The 25,650-nt window shown below is 68.3% G+C and carries 27 protein-coding genes and 1 pseudogene; 16 read left to right on the forward strand and 12 right to left on the reverse strand.

What is annotated here, in order from left to right; all coding sequences use genetic code 11:
* Positions 1–221: 221 nt before the first annotated feature.
* Positions 222–1,226 (forward strand): oxygenase MpaB family protein, encoded by a 1,005-nt coding sequence (locus tag LDL21_RS08525; protein ID WP_181697377.1) that lies wholly within the window; start codon positions 222–224, stop codon positions 1,224–1,226.
* 25 nt (positions 1,227–1,251) lie between these two features.
* On the opposite strand, the gene LDL21_RS08530 is transcribed toward LDL21_RS08525, so the two are convergent.
* Positions 1,252–2,406 carry a hypothetical protein gene (locus LDL21_RS08530; RefSeq protein ID WP_225279525.1) on the reverse strand — a complete coding sequence of 385 codons (1,155 nt, stop codon included), beginning with the start codon at positions 2,404–2,406 and terminating at the stop codon, positions 1,252–1,254.
* Positions 2,407–2,418: 12 nt separating this feature from the next.
* Positions 2,419–3,345, reverse strand: a complete 927-nt coding sequence (locus LDL21_RS08535; protein ID WP_225279526.1) for a metal-dependent hydrolase — start codon at positions 3,343–3,345, stop codon at positions 2,419–2,421.
* Positions 3,346–3,484: 139 nt separating this feature from the next.
* On the opposite strand from LDL21_RS08535, the gene LDL21_RS08540 reads away from it, so the two are divergent.
* Both LDL21_RS08540 and LDL21_RS29760 read left to right on the forward strand, forming a co-directional pair.
* Entirely contained in the window at positions 3,485–4,111 is a 627-nt protein-coding gene (locus tag LDL21_RS08540; RefSeq protein ID WP_067488834.1) for a TetR/AcrR family transcriptional regulator, read from the forward strand.
* A gap of 270 nt (positions 4,112–4,381) precedes the next feature.
* The gene (locus tag LDL21_RS29760; RefSeq protein ID WP_255284010.1) at positions 4,382–4,504 is read left to right on the forward strand and encodes a hypothetical protein; all 123 of its coding nucleotides are present in this window, start codon (positions 4,382–4,384) and stop codon (positions 4,502–4,504) included.
* A gap of 11 nt (positions 4,505–4,515) precedes the next feature.
* On the opposite strand, the gene LDL21_RS08545 is transcribed toward LDL21_RS29760, so the two are convergent.
* The gene (locus LDL21_RS08545; protein WP_181697380.1) at positions 4,516–5,217 is read right to left on the reverse strand and encodes a class I SAM-dependent methyltransferase; all 702 of its coding nucleotides are present in this window, start codon (positions 5,215–5,217) and stop codon (positions 4,516–4,518) included.
* A gap of 111 nt (positions 5,218–5,328) precedes the next feature.
* Here LDL21_RS08545 and LDL21_RS08550 point away from each other — a divergent pair, with 111 nt between their 5' ends.
* Positions 5,329–6,147, forward strand: coding sequence for a hypothetical protein (locus tag LDL21_RS08550; RefSeq protein ID WP_225279527.1), 819 nt, complete (start codon positions 5,329–5,331; stop codon positions 6,145–6,147).
* 4 nt (positions 6,148–6,151) lie between these two features.
* On the opposite strand, the pseudogene LDL21_RS08555 reads toward LDL21_RS08550, so the two are convergent.
* Positions 6,152–6,909, reverse strand: a pseudogene (locus tag LDL21_RS08555) (enoyl-CoA hydratase-related protein).
* Positions 6,910–7,118: 209 nt separating this feature from the next.
* On the opposite strand from LDL21_RS08555, the gene LDL21_RS08560 reads away from it, so the two are divergent.
* From LDL21_RS08560 to LDL21_RS08570, 3 genes are all read left to right on the forward strand, one after another.
* Positions 7,119–7,538, forward strand: a complete 420-nt coding sequence (locus LDL21_RS08560) for a YciI family protein (RefSeq protein WP_181697382.1) — start codon at positions 7,119–7,121, stop codon at positions 7,536–7,538.
* A gap of 4 nt (positions 7,539–7,542) precedes the next feature.
* Positions 7,543–8,814, forward strand: a complete 1,272-nt coding sequence (locus LDL21_RS08565) for an RNA polymerase sigma factor (protein ID WP_225279528.1) — start codon at positions 7,543–7,545, stop codon at positions 8,812–8,814.
* A gap of 79 nt (positions 8,815–8,893) precedes the next feature.
* On the forward strand, positions 8,894–10,276 hold the full coding sequence (locus tag LDL21_RS08570) for an MFS transporter (RefSeq protein ID WP_220139185.1): 1,383 nt from the start codon (positions 8,894–8,896) through the stop codon (positions 10,274–10,276).
* 4 nt (positions 10,277–10,280) lie between these two features.
* On the opposite strand, the gene LDL21_RS08575 is transcribed toward LDL21_RS08570, so the two are convergent.
* The 6 genes from LDL21_RS08575 to LDL21_RS08600 all read right to left on the reverse strand — a co-directional run bounded on the left by LDL21_RS08575 (position 10,281) and on the right by LDL21_RS08600 (position 16,528).
* Entirely contained in the window at positions 10,281–10,745 is a 465-nt protein-coding gene (locus tag LDL21_RS08575; protein WP_225279529.1) for a nucleoside deaminase, read from the reverse strand.
* Positions 10,742–11,722, reverse strand: coding sequence for an ornithine cyclodeaminase family protein (locus tag LDL21_RS08580; protein ID WP_225279530.1), 981 nt, complete (start codon positions 11,720–11,722; stop codon positions 10,742–10,744). Before LDL21_RS08580 ends, LDL21_RS08575 begins: the two co-directional genes overlap by 4 nt.
* A 24-nt stretch (positions 11,723–11,746) precedes the next feature.
* Positions 11,747–12,673, reverse strand: a complete 927-nt coding sequence (locus tag LDL21_RS08585; protein WP_225279531.1) for an ABC transporter permease — start codon at positions 12,671–12,673, stop codon at positions 11,747–11,749.
* Positions 12,670–13,725, reverse strand: a complete 1,056-nt coding sequence (locus LDL21_RS08590) for an ABC transporter permease (RefSeq protein ID WP_225280321.1) — start codon at positions 13,723–13,725, stop codon at positions 12,670–12,672. Before LDL21_RS08590 ends, LDL21_RS08585 begins: the two co-directional genes overlap by 4 nt.
* A 149-nt stretch (positions 13,726–13,874) precedes the next feature.
* Positions 13,875–15,530 carry an ABC transporter ATP-binding protein gene (locus LDL21_RS08595; protein ID WP_225279532.1) on the reverse strand — a complete coding sequence of 552 codons (1,656 nt, stop codon included), beginning with the start codon at positions 15,528–15,530 and terminating at the stop codon, positions 13,875–13,877.
* Between the two features lie 5 nt (positions 15,531–15,535).
* Positions 15,536–16,528: a BMP family protein gene (locus tag LDL21_RS08600; RefSeq protein WP_225279533.1), complete on the reverse strand. Its 993-nt coding sequence runs from the start codon at positions 16,526–16,528 to the stop codon at positions 15,536–15,538.
* Between the two features lie 160 nt (positions 16,529–16,688).
* Between LDL21_RS08600 and LDL21_RS08605 the strand changes: the two genes are divergently transcribed.
* Positions 16,689–17,408: a GntR family transcriptional regulator gene (locus LDL21_RS08605; protein WP_225279534.1), complete on the forward strand. Its 720-nt coding sequence runs from the start codon at positions 16,689–16,691 to the stop codon at positions 17,406–17,408.
* Here the strand turns inward: LDL21_RS08605 and LDL21_RS08610 are convergent, their stop codons facing one another.
* Entirely contained in the window at positions 17,409–18,311 is a 903-nt protein-coding gene (locus tag LDL21_RS08610; protein ID WP_225279535.1) for a LysR substrate-binding domain-containing protein, read from the reverse strand.
* A 70-nt stretch (positions 18,312–18,381) separates the two neighbouring features.
* Here LDL21_RS08610 and LDL21_RS08615 point away from each other — a divergent pair, with 70 nt between their 5' ends.
* On the forward strand, positions 18,382–19,263 hold the full coding sequence (locus tag LDL21_RS08615) for a dihydrodipicolinate synthase family protein (protein WP_225279536.1): 882 nt from the start codon (positions 18,382–18,384) through the stop codon (positions 19,261–19,263).
* On the opposite strand, the gene LDL21_RS08620 is transcribed toward LDL21_RS08615, so the two are convergent.
* The gene (locus LDL21_RS08620) at positions 19,254–19,685 is read right to left on the reverse strand and encodes a type II toxin-antitoxin system Rv0910 family toxin (RefSeq protein WP_225279537.1); all 432 of its coding nucleotides are present in this window, start codon (positions 19,683–19,685) and stop codon (positions 19,254–19,256) included. The two genes, LDL21_RS08615 and LDL21_RS08620, sit on opposite strands and share 10 nt — an antisense overlap.
* A gap of 251 nt (positions 19,686–19,936) precedes the next feature.
* On the opposite strand from LDL21_RS08620, the gene LDL21_RS08625 reads away from it, so the two are divergent.
* From LDL21_RS08625 to LDL21_RS08655, 7 genes are all read left to right on the forward strand, one after another.
* Complete coding sequence (locus tag LDL21_RS08625; protein WP_225279538.1) at positions 19,937–21,325, forward strand: ATP-binding protein; 1,389 nt, start codon at positions 19,937–19,939, stop codon at positions 21,323–21,325.
* A complete protein-coding gene (locus LDL21_RS08630; protein ID WP_181697393.1) occupies positions 21,303–21,713 on the forward strand; it encodes a roadblock/LC7 domain-containing protein in 411 nt (136 codons plus the stop codon). Before LDL21_RS08625 ends, LDL21_RS08630 begins: the two co-directional genes overlap by 23 nt.
* Entirely contained in the window at positions 21,713–22,063 is a 351-nt protein-coding gene (locus tag LDL21_RS08635) for a DUF742 domain-containing protein (protein WP_067488806.1), read from the forward strand. Before LDL21_RS08630 ends, LDL21_RS08635 begins: the two co-directional genes overlap by 1 nt.
* Positions 22,038–22,640, forward strand: coding sequence for a GTP-binding protein (locus LDL21_RS08640; RefSeq protein ID WP_181697394.1), 603 nt, complete (start codon positions 22,038–22,040; stop codon positions 22,638–22,640). Before LDL21_RS08635 ends, LDL21_RS08640 begins: the two co-directional genes overlap by 26 nt.
* Before the next feature lie 35 nt (positions 22,641–22,675).
* Positions 22,676–23,848, forward strand: coding sequence for a cytochrome P450 (locus tag LDL21_RS08645; protein ID WP_181697467.1), 1,173 nt, complete (start codon positions 22,676–22,678; stop codon positions 23,846–23,848).
* Between the two features lie 409 nt (positions 23,849–24,257).
* Complete coding sequence (locus tag LDL21_RS08650; protein WP_225279539.1) at positions 24,258–25,088, forward strand: lytic polysaccharide monooxygenase; 831 nt, start codon at positions 24,258–24,260, stop codon at positions 25,086–25,088.
* A gap of 119 nt (positions 25,089–25,207) precedes the next feature.
* Entirely contained in the window at positions 25,208–25,600 is a 393-nt protein-coding gene (locus tag LDL21_RS08655) for a hypothetical protein (protein ID WP_225279540.1), read from the forward strand.
* Positions 25,601–25,650: the final 50 nt, after the last annotated feature.

Genomic DNA, 25,650 nt, shown 5'->3' on the forward strand with positions numbered 1-25,650 from the left:
GGAATGGAGGCCAGCCTAGCAGTCGCGAGAATTGCGGGTAACTTATTCGCGGAAATCGCGAGACTGCCCGACATGGCGCAATGAGAGTCCGGCCGGGTTCGACGCAAACTGGCCCGAAGACGTAAGAATTGTCAGTAACATAAGCTCGACGTCGAGGCGTGCTCGGCGGTGATCCGCGCTCGCGAGATTCCGGGGCGAGACGCCTCTGGGAAAGGATGACGATGACCACGGCAACGAAGCCCGGCGAACCCGACTACTCGGACCCGAACAGCGAGGGATATGTCGACGAGAGTCCGGGCGGGCACTGGCGACCCACCGCCGGACCGGCCACGGGATCGGGACTCGCGCCGGTTCCCCGCGAGCTGACCCTCGACCGGGTACGCATCCACATCCCCGACACCTACCGATCACCGCGCAAGCGGCCCGCCCGGCTGGCCGACGCCCTGGACTTCTGGATGTTCGCCGGTGCGGCCGCGAACGTGGCGATGCAGTTCGCCCATCAGGGTGTGGCCGCAGGTGTCATGGAAAGCCAGGTGGAATCCGGTGCCCTCATGGTGCACCCGTGGAAGCGGCTGCGCACCACCTCCGCCTACCTGGCGGTGGCCATCCTCGGCACCGACGAGGACAAGAAGGCGATGCGCGAGGCGGTGAACGTCGCGCATCGGCAGGTCAGGTCCCGGCCTGAATCCAAGGTGAAGTACAACGCCTTCGACCGCAATCTGCAGCTCTACGTCGCCGCCGCCATCTACATCGGCTTCGAGGACACCCACCAGTTGCTGTGCGGCAAGATGACCGAGGAAGAGCTGGAAGCGTTCTATCAAGGCGCCGACACCTTCGGCACGACCCTGCAGGTCCACCCCGACATGTGGCCCAAGACCCGCGCCGACTTCGACGAGTACTGGCTCGAGGCGTGCGAGCAGGTGGTCTGCGACGACGAATTCCGTGCCTACATCGACGATCTCGTGCACCTGCGGATGATCCACTGGTCGCTGCGGCTGCTGTTCGGCGGCCTCCTGGAGTTTCTGACCTCCGGATTCCTGCCACCGCACTTCCGCGAGCAGATGGGGATCGAATGGAGCGAATCCGACCAGCGCCGGTTCGAGAACCTCTTCCTGTTCGTCGGGTTCGTCAACCGGTTCATCCCGAAATTCATCCGGTTCGCCGGTACCCACTCGATGATGCGTGACGTGCGGCGCCGCATCCGCAAGCAGAAACCGCTCATCTGAGGCGGGCCGCACGTCGTCGCATCGGTCACCTCCGCACCTCCGAGGCCGTCGGAGCTGAGGTGCCGGGGTCGGCCGATCGGCCGGCCGGCAGCGTGTAGGTGGCCGCGATCGACAACACCGCGACGACGAAGCAGGCGGCGGTGTACCAGAGGTTGCCGATGGGGTCGCCGTTGCCGGTCTCGCCGTCGGTCGCCGCGAAGAAGTCGGGCAGGGCGGCGAGCCAGAGACCGGCGAAGACCAACAGGTAGAAGCTCGCGAAACGCTGGACGAAGGGGTCGGTGTAGCCGGGGTCGGGGGTGGTGCCCCGGCGAAGATCCGACCACTGGCGGAACATGACGATCGAGGCGACCACCATCAGCACCGCGAGTTCCAGCGCGTACACCACCCCGCGCACCGTGGTGCTGCTCATGCCGAGCACGGTCGCCGGAAGCGGCAGCAGGAAGGTGCCCACCGAGGCGAGCAGGCCGATGACCACAGTGCGCCAGGTCAATTCGATGCCCGTGAACCGCCGGCCCGCGTCGACATGCCGTCCGACGAAGTACTGCACGCAGAACGCCAGCGACATCGGCCACAGCGCGGCGAACACCACCACGCTGCCCATCGGCACCGAATCGAACATCGGCTGGTTGATCGGATTGTCCACCGACCACTCCCACCAGCGCAGTTGCGGCCCGAGGTGGTCGAAGATCTCGTAGAAGGCGTGGTGCACGAAGCCGACGCAGGTGGCGCCGATCAGCACGCCGAACCGGCGGAAGATACCGAGCATGCGCACCAGGCCGAAGGCCATCGTCGCCATCAGCGGATAGATCGCGATGATGTAGATCGGCAGGCGGCCCCACAGGAAGTCGACGGTGAACACGTTGTGCGCGAACATCGTGTCGACGTGGTCCTCGATGCCGAACGCGGCGGGGAAGTACAGCGGCGGCTCGATGATGAACAGGTACGCGGTCGCGCCGAACCACAGGACGAGGTTGGTCGGGTCGCCGTGGCGGCGCAGGCGGACGATCGCGAACCAGAGCGCCAGCACCGCACCGAGCACGATGGTCAGTTCGAGAACGGGCAGGGTCCAGTTCTCCAGCCCGAACGGGCTGCGGAACTCGACGAGTCCACCGGCCTCCTCGCAGGAGAAGCCGAGTTGGACCGCGAGGTCGGCGAAGGTGGGGGAACAGTGTTCGGCCATGGGTCGGCCCTTCTAGGAGCTCACGGAATCGGCGGTGTACCAGCGGGTGACGTCGTAGCCCTCGTCGTAGCGGCGGAACCACTCACCGGCCAGGTCGGGCAGTTTCTCGTGCGCGGGGTTGTGCCCCGGCGTCTGGCTGCGGATGATCCCGCCAAGGGCGACGAGCTGTTCCTTCAGGCCGAGATCGTCGAAGGCTCGCGGCATCGTGCCGTTGTCGGCCGGGCGCAGGCCGGGCAGCAGGCGGCGCAGGGTCTGCTGATTGCGGTAGCTCGCGAACATCGACAGCGCGTCGACCTGCCGGTCTTCCAGTGGCACATGTTCGTTGAAGCCCGCGCAGGCCACCCGGATCACCCGCAGCACGTGCCGGAACACCGACGGCGCCACCCGCATCCGGTACAGCTCGCTGTTCACGACCGAGTTGAAGATGATCAGTGCCGAACTGCGGTGCTCGACCTCCTCGACGAAATGCCAGATGAACAGCGAGGCCACCCGGTCGTCGCCGGGGGCGAACAACGTGGAGTCGTTGTCGAGCATCAGCTTGAACACCGGGGTGAAGGTGGCCTCGAGGTCGGCGGTGTAGGCCAGGCGGTACTTCACGGGGGTGCTCGCGGTGAGTTCGTCGAACTCGCGGATCACGGCGTCGAGGGTCTGCTGCAGGCCCGGGTAGCGCCGGATCAGACCTTTCACATGCTGGCGGTGCGCGGTGGAATGCTGACCCTCCTGACGCATGAACGCGTCGGCCTCCTCGGCCACCTCGGGGTCGGTGATCTGCGGTTTCGCCTGGTTGATGAGCTGCACGATCATCTTCTCGAAGCCGATCGCCAGGAACGAGACGGCGTTGGCCATCGAGGAGAACGCCGGGTTCTGTGGGTTCCACAGAAACGGCACGTCGTAGTCGGCGAACGCGAAATCCATCTTGCGGACGTGAAGTTCGGTCACGGTGAGTACCTCGTTGTTCGGGCGTGCGCCGGTCCGGCCGCCACTCGGTTGGGTGAGGTAATCATACGACTGTACGTTCGTCTGTATGATTACTTTGGCGGAATCCGCTGTGACCTGCGCTTGTGCTAGCGTCCACCGGGTGGCGCGCAGACGGGGATGGGGCGGTAGTCCGCCGGGGGACGACGCGGAGGCGACGCGCCGGATCGTCGCGGCGGCAGTCGAATTGATCGGGCGCACCGGGGCGGAGATCAGCATCGCCGATGTCGCGGAATCGCTCGGTGTCATCCGGCAGACGGTCTACCGGTACTTCCCGAGCGCCGACGCGCTGATGACGGCCGCCGCGATGGCGTCGGTGGAGGGTTTCCTCGACCGGCTCGCGGCGCAGGTGCGCGGGCTCGGTGATCCGGTGGAGGCGATGGTCGAGGCGGTGGTCTACACGCTGGCCGAGGTGCGCCGCACACCGCACCTGGGCATCCTGCTGTCGAGTTCCTACTCCAACGTCCGCCCGGACAGCCTCACCTCCGAGGAGGCGCAGGCCTTCGGAATGACCATGATCCGGCGGTTCGACGTGGACTGGGCCGCGCACGGCTACGACGAGCAGGCGCTGCGGGAACTGGTCGAATACGTCCTGCGGACCATGCAGTCGTTCTTCTTGTCGCCCGGTGACCCGCCGCGCACCGACGACGAACTACGCCGTTACCTGCGGCGGTGGATGGGCACGGCCATCAGCGCTCAGACCGCGGCCGGACAATTCCTCGAGCGCTGAGGCCGCTGCTGTTTTCTGGCGTGTCCCGCGGGGGCGGCCGACGAGGACTCCGTGCGATGACGTCGTTGGCATCGCGGTGGAGCGTCGGCCCGACCCCGCGGGTGCACCGGTGTCGACACCGTGACCGAAAAACATTGCTCTCCCGGACCGTTCGGCGCCTCGTACAACGGGCCGGTCGAGCACCACATCAGGGTGGTTCCCGCTGGGTGACGGCTCAAACGTGGTTCGCCGTGGCTGGTTGAGGACGGATTCACCGGGTAGGCAGCGGATATGGAGATTCTCGTGATTCTCGCCGTGGTCGTCGTGGTGGCGGCCGTCGTGCTGTGGCGCAAGACGCGCGGCGGACCCAAGCCGCCGGACGAGCCCGAATGGACGGGCAATCCGCCCCGCTGAGCGTTTCCGGCTCAGGGTTTTCTCGCCACGACCAGGACGTTCTTCCCGAACAGCTTGCCGGTCACCGACTGCAGGGCCTTGCTGAGCGGGAAGACGACCCGGTCGTAGAGCTTGAGCGCGCGCACATTGATGCTGCCGTCGTCGTTGCCGAGCAGCTTGTAGGCCATGGTGGCGAAGAACCCGATCGGATCGCAGTAGCGCGAATCCACCACCTCGAGCCCGGCATTGCGCAGAATCCGGTTCAACTGCGTGCGCCGGTAACGGCGGTAGTGCTCGACTTTCACATCCATCGAGGAGAACAGCATCTCGAGCGCGGGCACGTAGATCACCATCGTGCCACCGGGCCGCAGCAGTGACGCCAGGTGTTCGGCGGCTTCCTGGTCGTTCTTGATGTGCTCGAAAACGTTGAAAGAGTAGATGAGTCCGTATTTTTCGGCCTCGGGCGGTTCGGTCTCGCAGTCGACGACTTTGTAGCCCTTCGCCAGCAGCACCTTCTGCAGATCGGGGTCGGGTTCGAGACACTCGGGGAAGATCTCGCGTTCGGCGAGCAGATCGGCGTAGGTGCCCTGCCCCGCGCCGAAATCGAGCACTCGCAGATCCGGTGTGGTGACATGGTTTTCGACGCAGTCGAGGAGAAATTTGTTGTAGTTGATCGCTTCGGCCATCACCTCGAGGTTGTCGCACCCGGTGTAGGCGAAATTGCTGCTGGTCACGCTCGGTCCCCTCAATTCATCGAAATGTGTGAGTCCGTCCGTTCGAGCGGCCATGATGCCACGTCGCGGTCACAATGGTCGTCGAACACCCGTACCGAGCAGGGAGTGACCGTGTCCACCGTCTTCGAAGAATCGGGCGCGGTCGCGGCCCGTCGCCTCGTCGTTGCCCTCGGCGCGGCGATTGTGCTCGCCGTCGCGTTCGTGCTCGCGCCGCCCGTCGTGGCGGGGTGGTTGCCCGGTGCCGATTTCGCCGACGAGCACGCACTGCGCGCGGGTTTCCGGTCCGCGTTCGTCACGTATTGGCAAGCGGGACAGGCGGAATTCACGCCCGAGCTGCAGGCGGCGGTGGACTACTGGTTCTGGTACCACCTCGTGAAGGCGGCGGTGGCGTTCCTGTGGTCGATCGTGCTCGTCGCGCTCGGGGTGATGCTGTGGCGGTCCTCGCTGGGTACCCGGCAGCCGAAGCGAACGATGTTCGCGGTGGCGGGGGTGATCACCACGCTGGTGCTCGCGGTAGCCGGGGTGGCGGTGCTCGCCAATATTCAAGGGGCCGTGACACCGTTCGCGTCCTTGCTGCCGATGGCGGTCGACGGTGCGGCCGACGCGCCGCCGGCCGGGGTACTGACCGAGGTGGGGCAGGGGCTCGAGAGCTACTCCGGTGGTCCGGCGCCGCTGGAGGTGATGGTCGAGGACTTCGCGCGCTTTCACGTCGCGATGGCCGTGCTCGCTGCGGTGGCGTCGGCCGGACTCCTCGGGCTCGGTGTCGTGCTGTGGCGGCGTCGCGCAGGCGCGGCCGGTCGCGTCCTCGGTGCCTATGCCCTGGCAGCGGCGGCCCTCGGCCTGCTGTTCGCGGTGGTCACGGTCGCCAACGTGACCACCGCGCTCGACCCGGCCCCCGGGCTCGCCGCCCTGATGACGGGTGGCTGGTAGTCAGTCAGCGAGCCTGCCAGTTCGGGCTGCGTTTCTCGACGAACGCCATCAGGCCTTCGCGGACGTCCGCCGAGCGGGTGAGTTCGGCGATCTCGCGGTCGGACCGGTCCCAGGCGTCCTCGTCGGGCAGGGCGCCGTCGACGATGCCGAGCGCTACCCGCTTACTCGCCTGCACCGCCAGCGGCGCGTTCGCCGCGATCCGCGTGGCCAGCTCCAGCGCGGTGTCGAGGACCCGGTCGGCGGGAACCACCCGGTTGACCAGACCGAACTCCAACGCGCGTGCGGCGGTGATCGGCTCGCCCGTCAGGATCATCTCCATGGCGACCTTGCGCGGCAGCTGCTCGGGCAGCCGGAACGCGCCACCCGCGGCGGCGAAGAGACCACGTGCCACCTCGGGCAGCCCGAACGTGGCGGTCGACGCGGCGACGGCAAGGTCGCTGGCCAGCACCAGCTCGGTGCCGCCACCGAGCGCGAGCCCGTTCACGGCCGCGATGGTCGGCTTGCTGATGGGATGGCGCATGTAGCCACCGATGCCCCAGTGTTCGTGTCCGGCCGCCAGAATCGACTCACCGCGCCCGAGTGCGCGCAGATCCGCCCCGGCGCAGAAGGCCCGGTCGCCGGCGCCGGTGAGGACGAAGGCCCGCACGGCCCGATCGTTGTCGGCCTGTTCCAGGGCCGCGCCGAGCTGGGCGCTGACCTCCCGTCGATCGCGTTCATGGCCTCGGGCCGGTTGATGACGGCGACGAGCACATGCTCGTGCATCTCGACGAGAACGGCGCTCACGATCGACTCCTGCCTTCGTTGTCCCGCCCGGTCGTGGACGGAACCCGACCGACAAGTACCACGCCGCAAGTAGGCTCCGAAAAAAATTCGCGAAAGAATTTCCGGCGGGTGTCGATTCGCGCGGTGCCCGTTCGACCTACGGATGAACGCAGCGCCCACCAGGGGCACCGACCCGAAGGAGACACACCATGAAGTACATGCTGATCATGCGCGCTACCGACGAGGCCTTCGCCGAGTTCGAGAACGTGAGTTTCGAGGAGATGCTCGACACCATGGGCAAGTTCAACGACGAACTGATCCGCGCGGGCGTGCTCGTCGCCGCCGAAGGGCTCGAGGACGCCGCCGAAGGTGTTGTCGTCGACTACTCGTCCGAACCACCGGTCGTCACCGATGGGCCCTACGGCGAGACCAAGGAACTGTTCGGCGGGTACTACATCCTCAACGTGGCATCGAAGGAGGAGGCCGTCGAGTGGGCCAAGCGGATGCCGATGACCGGTCCCGGCATCAAGACCGAGATCCGGCGGGTGCCCTCCATCGACGAATTCCCCAAGGACAACGTCTGGGTTCAGAAGGAACGGGCCTGGCGCGAGTCCACCGGACAGCTCTGAGGCGATGACGGAGCACACCGGACGTGCGGCGGTCGCCGCCGTGTGGCGGATCGAATCGGCGCGCATCGTCGGCGCGCTGGCCCGCTACACCGGCGACTTCGCGATGGCCGAGGACCTCGCCCAGGAAGCACTGGCCGAAGCCTTGGTGACGTGGCCGCGCGACGGTGTGCCCGCGCATCCGGCCGGGTGGTTGCTCACCACCGGACGACGGCGCGCGATCGACGCGTTCCGTCGTCGTGCCGCCCTGGACGAGCGCTACACCGCCCTCGCCGCCGGACTCGGCGAGGGCGGTGCGTTCGCCGGCGGCGAGTCGGTCCCCGCCGGTGAACCGGTGTGGGATCCCGAGCAGATCGACGACGACGTCCTCGCCCTGATCTTCATCGCCTGCCACCCGGTGCTCTCGCGCGAGGCGCGGCTGGCGCTGACCCTGCGCGTGGTCGGCGGTCTGACCAGCGACGAGATCGCCGCGGCCTGTCTGGTGCCGACCGCGACCGTGCAGGCACGGATCACCCGGGCCAAGAAGACCCTCGCCGCGGCACGGGTGCCGTTCGAGGTGCCACCGCTCGCCGAACGTCGCGAGCGGCTCGGCTCGGTGCTCGGCGTGATCTATCTGATCTTCACCGAGGGATCGACGGCGAGCAGCGGCGGCGACCTGATCCGGTTCGACCTCGCCGGGGAAGCGCAGCGCCTGGCGCGGGTGCTCGCGCGGCTGATGCCCGGCGAACCCGAGGTCTTCGGTCTGCTCGCCCTGCTCGAACTCACCGCCGCCCGGTTCCCTGCCCGCACCGGACCCGACGGCGAACCGGTGCTGCTCGAGCAGCAGGATCGGCATCGCTGGGATCGGACCGCGATCCGGCGCGGCCGGGCCGCCCTGGCCAAGGCCGAACAGGTCGGGCGCGGGCTCGGCGCCTACGGGCTGCAGGCCGCGATCGCCGAGTGCCACGCCGTCGCCCCGTCGGTCGAGCAGACGAACTGGGAGCGCATCGTGCTGCTGTACGAGGCACTCGGCAGGCTCGCGCCCTCACCGGTGGTCGAGCTGAACCGGGCCGTCGCGGTGTCGATGGCCGCCGGAGCCGCCGCGGGGCTCGCCGTCGTCGACGAGCTGGCGGCCGGGGGAGCGTTGTCGTCGTCGCATCTGCTGCCGAGCGTGCGTGGGGAACTGCTGATCCGCCTCGGTCGCGTCGAGGAGGCGCGCGGCGAGCTCACCGAGGCGATCCGACGCTGCCGCAACGACCGCGAGAAGGCCGTGCTCGCGGGCAAACTCCAGGCACTCTGACCACAACGACACACAAGCGTAAAGTTTTGTCCGCGTACCGATCGGGTAGTCCGGAATGGCGACGACGAGAGGTTTGTGGATGTCTCAGGAATCGAAATCGGTGTTGCACCGGGCAATCGGTGCATCGGCGATCGGAAATGCGGTCGAATGGTTCGACTACGGCGTCTACGCCTACCTCGCCACCTATATCGCGGCATCGCTTTTCCCCGGTGACGGTACCGGATCCAGCGTTATCTATACGTTGCTCGGTTTCGCGGTCTCCTTTCTGATCCGCCCGATCGGCGGCATGATCTGGGGCCCGCTCGGCGACCGCATCGGCCGCAAACGCGTGCTCGCGATGACCATCATGCTGATGGCCGGTTCCACCCTCGCCGTCGGTCTGATCCCGAGTTACGAGGTCATCGGCATCGCCGCGCCGATCCTGCTGTACGCGCTGCGCATGGTGCAGGGTCTGTCCGCCGGCGGCGAATACGGTGGCGCCGCAACGTTCATGGCGGAATACGCGCCCGACCGTAAGCGCGGTTTCTACGGCAGTTTCCTCGAAGTCGGCACACTCGCCGGTTTCACGCTCGGCAATCTGACGGCGCTGCTACTGGTGAATGTGCTCGATGGTGCGAGCATGGAATCGTGGGGCTGGCGCATTCCGTTCCTGATCGCCGCACCGCTCGGCCTGATCGGTATGTATCTGCGCAGCCGGGTCGAGGACACCCCGGTATTCCGCGAAATCGAGGCGAAAGACGAGACCGAGGAAACGGTCGGGGTCTATCGCGATCTGCTGACCAAATACCTGCGCCCGGTGCTGACTCTTTTCGGTCTGGTCATCGCCTTGAACGTGGTGAATTACTCGCTGCTGAGCTACACACCGACCTATCTCGGCAACACCATCGGCATGGCGGAATCCGACGCGCTGCTCGTGCCGCTGATCGGCCAGATCGTGATGCTGCTGACCCTGCCGTTCCTCGGTGCGCTGTCGGACCGGATCGGTCGCAGGCCGATGTGGTTGTTCTCCTGCGCGGCGCTGATGATCACGGTGATCCCGGTGTACATCCTGATCGGCACCTCGCTCACCGGCGCCATCGTCGGCTTCGCCATCCTCGGCCTGCTCTACGCGCCGCAGCTGGCCACCATTTCGGCGACCTTCCCGGCCATGTTCCCCACCATCGTGCGGTTCGCGGGTGTGGCGATCGGCTACAACGTGGCCACCTCGATCTTCGGTGGCACCGCGCCGGTGATCAACCAGTCGCTCATCGAGCTGACCGGCGACAACCTGTTCCCGGCCTACTACATGTTCGGCGCGTGTCTGGTGGGCCTGATCGCGGCCTACTTCCTCATCGAGACCAAGGGCATGTCGCTGCGTGGCACCCAGGTGCCCGGTACGCCGGAAGCCCTCGAGGAACAGCGCGAGCTCGGCGAGCCGGTGGAACTCGTCGAGGGGCTGGACCCTGCTGTCCCGGTGAAGTAGGTCCTCAGGACCGGAACACCGCGAGTGCCTCGTCGCCGAGGTGCGGCCCGCTCACCTCGATGGCCACATTCGAACTGGCGATCACGTCGGCGCAGCTCAGGGTGAAGCTGGGTCCCGGCCCGAGGATCGGCCCGAACTCCGAGGCCGCCGCCGCGAACACGATGCGCCCCACCTGGGCCCACACCATCGCGGCGGCGCACATCGGGCACGGCTCACCGCTGGCGTACACCGTGGCGCCACGCAGCGCCTCGGCCTTGCCGGTGGCGGAGGCGACGGTGATCGCGACCAGTTCGGCATGGGTGGTGACATCACCGGTGGTGGCGACGGCGTTCGCGGATTCGGCGAGCACCGTACCGTCGCGGTCGACGGTGACGGCACCGAACGGCCGATCACCGAGCACCGCCGCCTGGGCAGCGAGGTCGATGGCCCGGCGCAGGTAGGCGATATCGGTGTCGGTGAGTGTGGTCATGCGCTGAGCTCCACTTCCGTTCCGCGGCCCTCGGCGCGGGCCTTGTCGATGAGCAGGCGGGCGGTGACGAGATCTTGCAGGCCGATACCGACCGAGTTGAACAGAGTGATGTCGCCTGGGTCGGCCCGGCCGGTCGCCCGGCCGAGAATCACCTGGCCCAGCTCGGTGCCCACCTCGGCTTCGGTGATCGCGCCGTCGGCGATGGCCAGCAGCGTGTCGCCCGACTTGGTGAGCGTTGTCGCGACCGAGTCTACGATCACGCGCGCCCGGCGCATGGCAGCCCCGTCGACCTCGCGGTGATCGGCGCGTGGCGGGGCACCGACCGCGTTCACGTGCAGCCCCTCGCCGAACCAGGCACCGCGCACGATCGGCTCCCGTGCGGGGGTGAGGGTGCACAGCACGTCGGCCGCCCGTGTCACCGACTCCGGTGAGGGCATCGCCCGCACCTCGAGTCCGAGGTCGGCGATCGCACCACGGAACCGCTCGACGGTGGCGGCGGACCGCGACCAGACCAGCACGGCCTCGATGTCGCGTACCCGGGCGACGGCGCGGGTGTGCTCGATCGCCAGCGCGCCGGCCCCGATCAACCCCAGTGTGGAACTCTCCTGCCTGGCAAGGTATTTGGTTGCCACCGCGCTGGCGGCGGCAGTACGCACGGCGGTGACGAGCCGGCCGTCGACGAGCGCCTCGCAGCCGCCGTCGAGTGCGGAGGTCACCACGATCACCGAGCGTTGCACCGGCAGTCCACGTTCCCGGTTGGCGGGGAGGTCGGCGAGCAGTTTCACGGCGGCCGCGCCGGCGGATTCGGCGGTGGCGACCATCGGCACGAAGGCGGTGGCGCCGACACTCACCGCGGGCGGCGCGGGGACCACCGCCGTGCCGAGCGCGAGGTCCGCGTGCGCGCGTTCGACGGCGGCGAGCACCGCCGCGCGATCGATCAGGGCGGCCACATCGGAATGCGACAGGATCAGAGTCATCGATGGCTCCTCGGAAGCGCTGGATCAGGAGGTTCGGGCGAAGGCGACGGTCAGGTCGCGCGGTGAGCGGCTGTTACCGACCAGACCGCTCACGGCGACGATCGCGATCAGATACGGCAGCATCACCAGCAGCGCGAACGGCACGTCGACACCGAGCGCGGGCAACGCGAACTGCAATGCCTGGGCGATGCCGAAGAACACCGATGCCCAGATGACGCCGAGCGCCCGCCATCGGCCCGCGATCACCGCGACCACGGCCAGATACCCGATGCCGCCGGTCATGTTGTCGCTGAACGAGTGCACTTCCGACAGCGCCAGCTGCGCACCGCCGAGGCCCGCGGCGAACGCGGCGAGCAGCACGCAGCCGTAGCGGACGGCGCGCACGGGCAGGCCGGTGCGATCGGCGGCCACGGCGTCCTCGCCGATCGCGTCGACAACCAGGCCGAGTTTGGTGCGGCGGGAGAACACGAACGCCGACCCGGCGACAAGGGCGATACACAGGTAGCCGAGTACGGTCTGCCCGAACAGTGCCGGACCGATGACCGGAACATTGTGCAACACAGGAATTCTCAGTGCCGCGAAGCCAGGAACGCTGTGACCTTTGCCATCGGCGAGCAGCAGGCGGGCGCCGTAGGTGGTCGCGCCGAGGGCGAGTGCGTTGCTCGCGATGCCGACGACGATCTGGTCGGCACGCAGTCCGACACTCCAGACGGCCTGTAGCGCACCGAATATCAATGCGGCCAGCACAGCGGTGGCCGTGCCGAGCACGGGCGACCCGGTGGCCACCGCACCGAGTACGCCCGCGAACGCGCCGGTGAGCATCATCGCCTCGAGACTCAGGTTGAGCACGCCCGCGCGCTCGCTGACCAGCTCACCGCTCGCCGCGATGAGGATGGGCAGCGTGAAGCCGATGCCGCTGGTGGCGATGTCGGTGACCGTGTCGAGGCTCATCGGCTCGCTCCTGCCGGTTCGGGGGTGTTTGTGTGGGGGACTGGTTGTGGAGCGACGGATTTGCGTGTTCGCGATGTCCAGATGGCAGCGCCGGCGATGAAGACGATCATCAGGGACTCCACGATCGCGATGGTCGAGGCGGGCACGTTCGCGGCCAGTTGCAGGTTGATCCCGCCGGAGACGAGGAATCCGAGTAACAGCGACACCGCGACGACGGCACTCAGGGAGCCACGCGCCAGCAGCCCGACGACCAGCCCGGAGAACCCGTATCCGGAGGAGAACCCCTCGGCGAGGACGAACGGCGCCGTCGCCACCAGCAGCCCGCCCGCGACACCCGCGAACGCGCCCGCTGCCGAGAGGCTGAGGAAACGTAGTCGGCCGACCGGCAAACCCAGCCGCGCCGCCGCATCGGGATTGAGCCCGACCGCGCGCAAGCGGGTGCCGAGTGCGGTGTGGCGCACCAGGATCGCGGTGCCGAACGCGGCGACCACGGCGATCCACAGGGCGATGGTCGCGGGTGAGCGTTCGATGCCGAGCAGCGGCAGATGCGCGGCCGCGGTGAGCTGCTCGGATTGCGGCAGGGTCTCCGAGGAGGTCACCGGTTGACGCAGCAGCGCGGGCTCGTGCACGACGAGCAGCACCAGCGCCAGGCCGACGAAGTTGAGCAGCAGCGTGGTGATGATCTCGCTGGTGCCGCGGGCGACCCGCAGATACGCCGCGATCGCGGCCCACAGCCAGCCCGCGGCCGCCGCCCCGAGCAACACCGTTGGCACCGTGATCGCGGCGGGCGTGCCGGTGAGGGTGGTGCCGATCGCGGTGGCGGCGATCCCACCGGCGCAGATCTGGCCCTCACCACCGACATTGACCAGCCCCGCGCGGTGGGCGATGGTGAACCCGACGGCCACCAGCATCAGCGTGGCCGCGACATTGAGCGAGGCGCCGACCGCGTAGTCGCTGCCGAACATGCCCTCCCACAGCGCCGTCATCGTGGCGCCGGGGGCGGCGCCCGCGACGGCGGCCAGGATCAGTCCGATCACTCCGGCGGCCAGCATGGCCGCGACAGCGACGACGAGCGGGTGGTGCGCCCACCGGCTCACTCTAGTCGGCTGCTGCCTCGCGGAGAGCTTGCCGGGGCCGCGCGGAACGCCCCGCGACGCCGGTCGAGATGGGGTCTCGGTCGCTGTGGTCCGACCAGGTGCGCTCATGCCGCGACTCCCATCATCAATTCGCTGATCTGTTGTGCGGCACCGGGATCGGTGGTTTCGACGGGCCCGGCCAGTTCCCCGCGATAGGCGACGAAGATTCGGTCGCACAGGGCGAGCAGTTCGGGTACCTCGCTCGACACCACCAGCACGCCGCAGCCACGCGCGGCCGCGTGCCGCAGCTGCGTCAGCACGAAATCAACTGCGCCGATATCCAATCCGCGTGTCGGCTGGGCAGCGACCAGGCAGCGCAGGTTCGCCGCCGACAGTTCGCGCGCCAGCACGACCTTCTGCTGATTGCCGCCCGACAGCGATCCCATCGGCACCCACGGACCGGCCGCGCGTACATCGAAGCGGTCGAGTTCGGCCTGCGCGGCGCGACCCATGGCCTGTTTGTCGAGGAGGCCGAAGCGGCGGAACCGGCCGAGGCTGCCGAGGAAAAGATTCTCGGCCAGCGTCATGTCGGCGACCATGCCGTCGCGGTGGCGATCTTCGGGGACGACGCCGAGACCGAGCGATGTTCGGGTGGCGGGGTTCGCCGTGGTGATGTCGGCTCCGGCGAGCGCGACAGTGCCCGCCCGCACCGGGGTGCCACCGGCCAGCACCGCGACGAGCTCGCTCTGCCCGTTGCCCTCGACGCCCGCGATCCCGACGATCTCGCCCGGCCGCACGGCCAGGCTCGCTTCGTCGAGCGCGATACTGCCGTCGGCTCGGTGGACGGTCACCCGGTCGACGGTGAGGACCGCTGCGGGTTGGTTCGATTCGTGCGTTGTGACGGTTTCGCCGCGGCGTCGACCGGTGGTCCTGTGCTCGCCCGCAGCCGGGCTCGTGGTGGGGTCGGTGGCGACCGAGGTGGCTGAACCGGGTGCGGTCAGGACCTGGGCCGGCTCGCCCGGATCCAAGCCGATCGTCGCCGCCACGGTCGGGTCGAGATCGGTGGCCTCGCGGCCGACCATCGCGGTGAGTAACTCGGAAATCGTGGTCTCGGGGAGCGGTCCACCACCGGCGACCGTGCCACGGCGCAGCACCGTCGCGGCATCGGCGACCCTGGCGACCTCGCCCAGTTTGTGCGTCACCAGGACCACGGCCTTGCCGTCGGCGGCGATGGCGCGGCAGGTGTCGATCAACGCGTCGATCTCGGCCGGATCGAGCACTCCCGTCGGTTCGTCGAGCAGGATCAGCGCCGGATCGCGCAGCAGGGCCTTGACGATCTCGACCTTCTGCCGGGCGCCCACGGGCATGGTCGCGACCTGTTGGTCGAGATCGACGCGCAGCCGATAGCGGTGGGCGATCTCGTCGAGACGGCTGGTCAGATCTTTACGGCGCAACCGCGACCCGTGCTGGGTGAGCAGCAGATTCTCCGCGACGGTCATGGTGGTCACCAGGCTGAAGTGCTGGTGCACCATGGCGACGCCCGCCCTCATCGCGGCGGCGGGTGAGTCGGGTCGGAAGGCTTTGCCGCCCAGTTCGATTCGTCCGGTATCGGCGGGATAGCCGCCGAACACGAGATTGCACAGCGTCGACTTGCCCGCGCCGTTCTCGCCGAGAACGCAGTGGACTGTGCCGGATTCGACGGTGACGTCCACGTCGTGCAATGCCCGGACCGCGCCGAAGCTCTTTCCGACCCCGTGCAGGGTCAATGCGGGAGTGCTCATCGCCATCAGTACGGCTTCACCGCGCCGGTGGACAGTGCCGTCTTCGCCTTCGCGAGCGCGTCGGCGACCGCGGGCTGCTTGTCGCACAACACGAAGTCGGTGCCGTCGTTGGGCGAGGTGAGCCCGAAGCGCACGTTCTCGGCCTTCCACGTGTTGTCGAGCGCCGCCTTCACCGCGTACTCGACCTCGGCGCCGATATCGGTGTGCACGTAGCCCAGATACACGGGATCGGTGCAGTCACCGGGGATCGGACCGCCGACCAAGGTGGCACCGGCCTGTGCCGCTGCCTGCTCCAGGCCCGCCTTGCCCAGGTTCACGATCTGGCCGAGCGTGCCCGCGCCCGCACCGTAGTCGGCCAGCGCGGCCTGCTTGGCCTTGGCCGGGTCGTTGAAATCGCCGACGTACTGCGGAGTCAGCACCCGGGCGTCCGGCTTCGCGAACCGCGCGCCGTTACCGAAAGCGTTGGCGGCGTTGACGATCGCGGGCAGTTCGACGCCGCCGACGAAGGCCACCGCGCCGGTCTTGGATCCGGCCGCGGCCACCGCGCCACTGAGGAACTCGGCCTCGGCCTGCTGCGGGTCGTAGTAGGCCAGGTTGGCCATCGGCTTCGCGTCGGCGGGCCCACCGATCTCCACGAACTTCACACTCGGAAACTGCGGTGCCACCTTGCGCACATCGGCATCGGTCTGGCCGCCGAGCGCGATGACCAGATCGTTGGTCGAGGCGAAACGGACGAGCGCCTGCTGGTAGTCGGCCGCCGCCACCTGCTCGACCTTGCTCAATTCGACCTTGTCGCCGAGGGCTTCGGCGACGCGCTGGTAGCCGAGATACCCCGACTGCATGAAGCCGGTGTCGGAGAGCGAACCGGGGAAGAACACGCCGACCTTCAGCTTGCCGCCCGCCGCTGCGGTATCGGCGGAGCCGCAGGCCGACAACAGGGCAGCGGCGGCGAAGGCGGCCGAGCCGAAGGCGATCGCGCGCCGGGTGGAGTTGTGCACGAGGTACTCCTTGATCGAACGAACCGCTCACTTAGCGGTATACCGTTAAGTGTCAGCGTGCGGTCCGCGAATGACGGCCGGATTACCGAAAAGTAAGAATCGGTCGCTCGGTGCGCGCGGGGCTACCGTGGAGTCGGATGCGGGGCGGAAGGATGGTGTGGTGGCGGGACCGGTCAAGAAGTCGCTGCGAGATCAGGCGTACGAGGAACTGCGGGATCGGATCATCGATCTGCGGTTGAGTCCGGGGCAGCGGTTGGTGGAACGCGATCTCGCCACCGAGCTCGACATCTCCCGGATTCCGCTGCGCGAAGCGCTGCATCTACTGGAACGTGAAGGTCTGGTGGTGATCGTGCCCCGGCAGGGCGCGATCGTCGCCCCGTTCACGGTCGCCGATGTGCGCGACCTGTTCGACGTGCGCGAGAGCCTCGAGGTTCTGGCCGCTCGGCTGGCCGCCGAACGAGCCGAATCCGCCGACCTCACCGCGCTGCGCGCCCAGCTCACCGCCGCCCGACGGGCCACCGAACGCGGAGAGCAGGCCGCCATCGCGGCCGCCAACGCCGGATTCCACGCGCTCATCGTGGAGATCTCCGGCAACCCGCTGCTGCAATCGCTGTTGCGGCCCTTGGAGTCTCGCGTGCGGTGGCTGTTCCACCTCACCAAGGAACGCGACCCAGGCACCCAATGTGACGAACACGAAGCGCTCTACGCCGCGATCGCGGCGGGCGATCCGCAGGCCGCGGCCGGCATCGCCTATCGCCATGTCGCCTCCGGGCGCGAACCAAGCCTGGCTCTTGCCGAGCAGTGGGCGACGCCCGCCATCGACCCGGTCAGCGCCACCCGCACGCGTCAGCGCACCACGAACCGCGACAAATCGGCGTGATCAGCCGCCGCCCGCCGGTGCTCGGCCGGCGGCAGCCGCACGGTGGAGGGCACTGCGTGCCGCGCGCACGGCCGGATGGTCGCCGGTGCCGTTGCGGTAGGCGAGACGGGTGCGGCGGCGAATCGGCAATGCGGTGAGGGCGAGCCGCTCCGGCGGTGCGTACAGCGCCAGGCCCGGGATGATCGCGGCGCCCGCACCGGCGGCCACCAGGGCGAGCACCGTGTCGAAGTCGTCGGCGTGGTGACGCACGCGCGGTGTGAAACCCGTTGCCTGACAGGCGCGGATCGTCATCGTGTGGCACAGCGTGCCGGGGGTGCCCGCGATCCAGGGTGAGTCGCGGTTGGCGCGCAACGGATCGTCGGCGGGCGCCGGGTCGCGGGTGGCGAGAAAGACCGTTTCGGTGTGCAGTGGTTCGGTGTGCAACGCCCGGTCGGTGTCGGCGGGCACCAGGTCGTAGTCGTGGGTGAGCGCGATGTCGAGGGTGCCTGCCCGCAGGGCGTCGGGTACGTCGGCCGGGTCGATCTCGGTGACGGTCAGTTCCAGGCGGGGGTGTTCGGTGCTGAGGGCGACCAGGGCGGGGGAGAGCAGCGTACGCGCGGCGGTGGGGAACGCGCCGATGCGCAGCGTGCCGACCAATGCGGTCCGCACACCGGCCAATTCGGCGTCCGCGCGTTCGAGGGCGGCGAGCACGGTCTCGGTGTGGCCGACCAGCAGGTGGGCGGCGGGGGTGAGGGTCACCCGGCGGCCCGATCGCTCGAGCAGTGCGACGCCCGCGTCCTTCTCCAGCGCGCTGAGCTGCTGGGACACCGCCGACGGCGTGTAGCTGAGCGCTTCGGCGACCGCCGCGATGGTGCCGCGGTGAGCGAGTTCGCGCAGCAGCCGGAGTTTGCGGACATCGAGCATCAGTTCAGCTTACGTTCTTCGTCACGAACGTGAACTGGACCTTACGGTCGCGGGATTCGACGATGGAGCCATGACATCGCTGCACGGTCTGTTCGTCCCCCTCGTCACACCCTTCACCGCCGACGGGGCCCTGGCTCCCGACGCACTCCGCGCGCACGCGCACACGGTCCTCGACGCGGGCGCCACCGGGCTCGTCGCGCTCGGCACGACCGCCGAACCGTCGGCGTTGACGCCAGCCGAACGCGCCGAGGTACTCGACATCTGCGCCACGGTGTGCGCCGAACGGGACGCGCCGTTGATCGTGTGCGCGGGCGGCAACGCCACCGCTGAGGCCGCCGCCGCGGTGGCTGCCGTGCCGTCGTCCGCGGCCGCGGTGCTGTCGGTGGTGCCCTACTACGTACGACCGAGCGAGGAGGGCGTGATCGCGCACTTCACCGCACTCGCGGCCGCGAGTCCGGCGCCGATCCTCGTCTACGACGTGCCGTACCGGACCGCGCGCCCGCTCGGCGCCGCAACGCTGATCCGGCTCACCACCATCGCGAACATCGCCGGTTTCAAGCACGCGGTCGGTGGCATCACCGATGCCACCGTGGAACTGATGGCGACCGTGGGGGATCGGACCACCGTGCTGGCGGGCGACGACCGTTTCGCCTCGCCGCTGCTGGCGCTCGGTGCCGACGGCGCGATCCTCGCCGCGGCCAATGTCGCGCCCGCCGGGTACGCCGAACTCGTGCGAGCGTGGGGGACCGGCGACCTCGCGCGTGGCCGCGCGGTGGGTAGTCGTCTCGACGCCCTCGGTGCCGCCCTCTTCGCTGAACCGAACCCCACGGTCGTCAAGGGCGTACTCGCCGCGCGGGGCGAAATCCCCAGCGCGGCGGTGCGTCTGCCGTTGCTGCCCGCCTCGACAGAATCGGTCGCGGCGGCGCTGTCGGCGGCCGGGACTCAGCCGTAGAGTTCGACGAACTTCGCCAGCGACCGTTCGAAGTCGCCGCGCAGTGCCTTGGCCACGGTCGAGCCGATCGGGCCGAACAGCGGCGCGCCGCCGAGTTCGACGGTCAGGTCGACCGCCGAACCGTCAGCCTTGGGCTGCACGGCGAGATCGATGCCGAACTTGGTGCCGCCGATGCCCGCGCCGGTCAACTTCAGCTTGTGCGGCGGCTGGGCCGTGCGCACCGTCCAGGTGACCTTGTTGCGGAACCCCTTGACCCGCGCCACGCCCACCAGCACGGTGCCCTCGGTGAGCTCTTCGGGGACGGTGCCGCGCCAGGCCTCGTGGATCGCCAGCCAGTCGCCGAGGTGCTCCAGGTCGGAGGCATGGTCCCACGCCTTGTCCGGGGCGAGGGGGACGTCGATGGTGAGCTTCAATTTGGCCACGGCGGGATAGTATCCGGTACTCCCGGTTCCGCGACCGCCGCATCCGGACCCTCGTGTCTTTCGACAACCCCGCGCCTGCGGAAATTGGGTAATATCAGCGGCAATTCCCGTGCCTGACAGCAGGTTCCATCTCGAATCGGTCACAGTGCTGCTACTGTGTGCGGGTCGCTGGAAGCGGGGACTGTCTATCGGGTATCCGGGATGGTTCCGTCGAGGGCGGCTGCCCGGGTGGAACGACGACGAAAGATCAGATGAACTCCGGAATCGCGGTGCTGTCGCTCATCATCGGAGCCCTGGTGGTCCTCGCGGCCATCGCTGTGGCTGTGCTCGCCATGCACAACGAGCGCAAACAACGCGCACGCGCCGACGCCGCCAAGCGGGAGCGTGAACTGTGTGAGGCGGCGGTACATCACCTCGCCCAGGTCACCCTGCCCGCCATCACCGATGCCGTACGGCGACACGACATTCCGTCGGTCGCGGTGGAGCTGCCCGCCGAACTGCGCGACGCACCCCTCGGCGAGTCGCTGCAGGCGATCGCGACCGGCCACGCCGACGACCTGCGCGTCGTCGCCGAGGAAACACGGGCCATGGTCGAACGCTACGGCGAGCAACGCCGCGTCGCCGAGATCCAGGCCGCCCGCGAGGAGACCCGCACCGAACTGCAGGCGTCGTCCCGCGCGGCGACCAGTGCGGCGGTCCGCTCGTTCGGCACCTCGGTGGTGAGCCTCGGCACCGACCTCGGCCAGGTGGTGAGTACCGCGCTGCGCGAGCACCGCGACGACGCCGTCTACGAGACACTCACCCGCATCGACCACACGGTGCAGCAGATGATCCGGCAGGCGCAGTCCTACGTGATCGTCTCCGGTGGTCTGCCCGGCAGGCGCTGGCCACAGCAGTCGCTCACCGACGTCGCGGGCGGCGCCACCGGGCGCGTGCGTGAGTTCCTCCGGGTCCATTCGGCCCAATCGGAACGCATCGTCATCAGCCGTGCCGTCGAGCCGCTCGTGCACACCCTGGCCACCCTGCTCGACAACGCGCTGCGGTACTCGCCGCCGTCTTCGTTCGTCGAGGTCGGGTTCCAGGAAGGCCATCACGGCGTCACGATCATCGTCGACGACGCGGGCATGCGGATGAGCCCCGAGCAGCTCGAGGACGCGCGTCTGGTGCTCAGCGGTGAACGCTCGGTCGACATCCACGACCTCGGGCCTGCGCCCAAGGTCGGTTTCCCCGGTATCGCCGCACTCGCACGCCGCTACGGCTTCTCCGTGCATGTCGACGGTCCCAATATCTACGGTGGCATGCGCGCGATGGTCTATGTGCCGTCGGCGCTGCTGGTGAGCGGAGAGGCGCCGAGAATCCCCGAACCCGAACTGGCCGCGCCCGCGCACATCCCGGTGCCCGTGCCCGACCCTGTCGAGACCGACGGCCCGCGCGCGGCCGTGCACGAAATCACCAGCGGTGGGCTGCCCAAACGGCGCCGCCGCCCGGTCGCCCCGGATTCGGCGGGGGTGACCACGGAAGTGGGGCAGGCTCGCCCCGACCTCGCCGCTGCCTGGCACAGCGGTTCCCGCAGCGGTCGTGCCGCTGCGGCCGAGCGATCCACGGAAGGAACAGCCGATGAGCACACCGGTAGCCGATAGCACCAACCGTTTGGCATGGCTGCTCGAGGATCTCGAGATCCCCGGCGTCCGCTTCGCCGTGTTGCTATCCGACGACGGCCTTCGTATCGCCCACTCCCGTGGCATCGCCAAGGACGATGCCGAACGGTTCGCGGCGGCCGCTTCCGGTCTACGTTCGCTCGGTAAGGCCCTCGGTGAGTTCTGTGGGTCACCGGCGAACACGGTGCGCCAGAACATGACCGAATACGACGAGGGCATGATCATGATCACCGCCGCCGGTGTCGGCGCGCTGCTCGGTGTCGCGACCACCGCCGATGTCGACGTGGCGCTGGTGGCGCACCGGATGAACGAACTGGCCGCGCGGGTCGGCCACGAGATCGGTGCGGCGCCACGGCACGGTGTCAGGTAATGAGCCGAGGCAGGCGTGACCCCGACCTGGTCAGGTCCTATGTGCGCACCGGCGGCCGGACAAGGGCCGCGCACGAACTCGATCTGGTGACCCTCGTACGCGCCGTCGCCGACCCGCGTGCCGATCACCGTCCCGACGAGCGCCGGGTACTCGCGCTCACCAGCCGCCGTGGCGCGCTGTCGATCGCCGAACTGTCGGCGTATCTCGACCTGCCCGCCTCGGTGGTGAAGATCATCGTGTCCGATCTGCTCGACAGCGGACATCTACACTGCCCCACCCCGGCCGAGGTGAAGCCGGAGCTGGCGTTGATCAAGGAGGTGCTCCATGGTCTCCGTGTCCTCGCAGGCTGAGGTCGACTACGTCGCCGAAACGGTGACCAGGTCGGTGAAGATCCTGGTCGCCGGCAATTTCGGCGTCGGCAAGACGACGTTCGTGTGCGCCGTGTCCGAGATCCGGCCGCTGCGCACCGAGGAGACGATCACCGAGGCGAGCATCGGTATCGACGATCTGGCCGGCCTCGGCAGCAAGGTGCAGACCACCGTCGCCCTCGACTTCGGCAGGCTCACCCTCAATCCGCAACTGGCGCTCTACCTCTTCGGCACGCCGGGTCAGGAGCGGTTCGCGCCGCTGTGGGAGGAGCTGGCGCGCGGTGCGCTCGGCGCCCTCGTCCTGGTCGACACCCGGCGCATCGAGAAGGCCGACGACGTGCTCTCGGCGCTCGAACAACGCGGCGTCCCCTACGCGGTGGCGGTCAACGAGTTCGAGGGTTTCCGCCGCTACCCCCTCGACGAGGTGCGTGAGGCGCTCGACCTCACCCCCGACACCCCGGTGATCGCGGTCGACGCGCGACGCCGCGATCACGGTCTGCGTGCGCTGATCACGCTGGCCGAGTACCTATTTCAGAGGCAGGAAGCGGCAGTTCGGTGACCTTGCAAGACCTCGCGGCCGATGTCCGGGTACCGATGTATTCGCCCGAATTCGCGGCCGACCCGCAAGCTGCCTACCGGCAGATGCGGGAACGGTTCGGATCCCTTGTCCCCGTTGAACTCTCACCGGGAATCCGGGCCACCCTGGTGATCGGTTATCACACCGCGGTACGGATCCTCAACGATCCCGACCACTTCCCGGCCGACCCGCGCATGTGGGAACGCAACATCCCCAAGGACTGCCCGGTGCTGCCGATGCTGCAGTTCCGTCCCGCGGCCCTGCGCACCACCGGTGCCGAGCACGCCCGCTACCGGCAGGCCAATGTGGCAGGTCTGGCCGGGGTCGACCTGTACGCGATGCACAGCACGGTCGAGCAGTTCGCCATCCCGCTCATCAATAGTTTCTGTGCCGCCGGCTCGGCGGACCTGTTGAGCCAGTACGCGTTTCCGCTGGTGTTCCAGGCGCTGAACTCGATGCTCGGCTGCACGCCGGAGATCGGTCAGCAGGTGGCCACCGGGATGTCGCAGATCTTCGAGGGCGGCACCGACGCCGAGGCGGGCAACAATCTGGTGGCCAACGCCCTGGCCGACCTGGTCGGGCTGCGCAAACACGAGCCGGGCGACGATGTGGCGACCCGGCTGCTGCAGCACCCGGCGGCGCTCACCGACGAGGAACTGGTGCACCAGCTGCTGGTGCTCTACGGCGCGGGCATCGAGCCCATGCTCAACCTGGTGGTCAACACGCTGCGCCTGATGCTCACCGACGACCGCTTCGCCGGCGATGTACTCGGCGGCAGTATGTCGACTCGCGACGCCCTCGACGAGGTGTTGTTCACCGACCCGCCGCTGGCCAACTTCTGCATGACCTACCCCAGGCAGCCGACCCTCATCGAGGACACCTGGCTGCCCGCGCACGAACCGGTCGTCATCAGCATGGCGGCCTGCAACAACGATCCGGCCATCGCGGGCTTGGACGTGATCCACAATCGCGCCCACCTGTCGTGGAGCACCGGCCCGCACGGTTGCCCCGCGAAATCGGTCGCGTACCTGATCGTGCAGGACGCCATCGATCAGCTGCTCGACGCCCTGCCGGAGATCCGTCTCGCCGTACCCCCCGAAGAGCTGGTCTGGCGCCCCGGCCCGTTCCATCGGTCTCTGGCCGCGCTGCCGGTCGTCTTCCCGAATACACCGCCCCTGCCGATGCCCTGATCGAGTCGACGCGGAATTCCAGGAGTCGCTCGAGATTCGCTCATACCGCCCACCACCGGAACTGCCGGGTGGTGGGCGGTTGTCGTTTGTCCCCGAGCAAACTGCCGACAACGTCCGGCAAACAGCGCCGATTCTCTCAGCTGCGCGTTTAGCCGAGATATTGCCGGGAGAGCGAACCGGTTGGTTCTCCTGACGGAATTCGCTGGATTCGCAGAATGGTCCTTTGTGTGGAAATACCGGCGGGTAAGCGAATTCTTCGCCGACGCTCCTGTTGACCGCTGATCTTCTTGCGCCTACTGTCCCAGTCAGTTCGAATCGAACTGTTCTTTATCGCCGCTCGAAATGGTCCACGGATGGCACGCCGGCCCCTGCCATCCATTTCCGTGTGTGTTTCAAGGGAGTATTGATAGTGAGAAGTCGAATTGTCGTGGTCGCCGGCGCGCTTGCCTTGGTGCCCGTCGCTACTCTGTTCACCCCGCCCTCGGTCGCGAATGCGCACGGCTGGGTCACCGGCCCGGCCAGCAGGCAGGAACAATGTGCGCGCGGCCTCGTCGCCTGCGGCGCGGTGAAATACGAGCCGCAGAGTGTCGAGGGTCCGAAAGGGCTCACCAATTGCAGCGCGAACAAATATCCGGAACTCGACGACGACAGCCTCGGCTGGATTCCACAGCGGGTTTCCGGCAGTGTCACATTCACCTGGAAGAACACTGCCAATCATCGCACCGCCGACTGGGAGTACTTTATCGGGAATACCCGGGTCGCCGTGATCGACGGGCGAAACGAGCAACCCCCGATGGAGGTCACCCACACCATCGACCTGTCGCAGTACTCCGGTCGGCATAAATTGCGCGCGGTCTGGAACATCGGAGACACCGCAGCGGCCTTCTACAGTTGTGTCGACCTCGAGATAAGTGGCGGCACCCCACCGGCAACGACCACGCAGCCGCCGGCGCCGACCACCACCCCACCCGCGCCGCCGACCACCACGAAACCGCCGGTGACCACCACGAATCCACCGGCCACCAGCACCGCCCCGCCGACGACCTCCCGGCCGGGTGGGGGGCACGACCACCCCACGACGACAGCACCGGCGGCATCGGCGTGGCGTCAGGGCGCCACCTACGCCATCGGCGACAGGGTCACCTACCAGGGCATCAGCTACACCTGCCGCCAAGCCCACACCGTCCACGACCCCAACTGGACCCCGCCGAACACCCCGGCCCTCTGGTCGCGGGGGTAGCTGGGCGAATGCGAGCGATTCGGGTGTTTCTCCCACCATCGGTGTGCGGATGGGGCCAGGATTGGGAAAACCTCGCCGGCCTCGCGTTCGGCCGGCCTCGCAGCACAAGGACGTGAGATATGAGTGACAGGATTTGCGGTGTGGCCGTCGCGGCCGTCGGAACGGTCGTCGCGGCAGTGATGTTCGGTGCGCCGACGGCTTCGGCCGGGGTGTCACAACTGACGGTGAACCCCAGCCTGAGCGTGGGAAGTTCCACGAACTACGGCACCGGGTGCACGCACTACCTCGAGGCTCGGCTCAGTGTCGGCATCGTTCCTGTCGCGTTCTACGACAACGGCACGCTGCTCGCGGTCGTGAACCCCACCGACGGCATCGCCACCATGCCGTGGGTGCCGTCGAGCACCGGAGCGCACACCCTGGCCGCCGTCCAGGACGGCGTCGGTCGCGCCGTCGACGTGAGCGTCGGCCGTGGGTACCGCTTCGGTGAGTCCTGTGTGGTTACCGGCGGCTGACCCGCTGAGCCGACGGTGGCTCGGTCCTTCCGCGGACCGGGCCACCGTCG

Origin of the sequence: Nocardia rosealba (assembly GCF_020216065.1) — a bacterium.
GTDB classification, from domain to species: Bacteria; Actinomycetota; Actinomycetes; order Mycobacteriales; family Mycobacteriaceae; genus Nocardia; species Nocardia rosealba.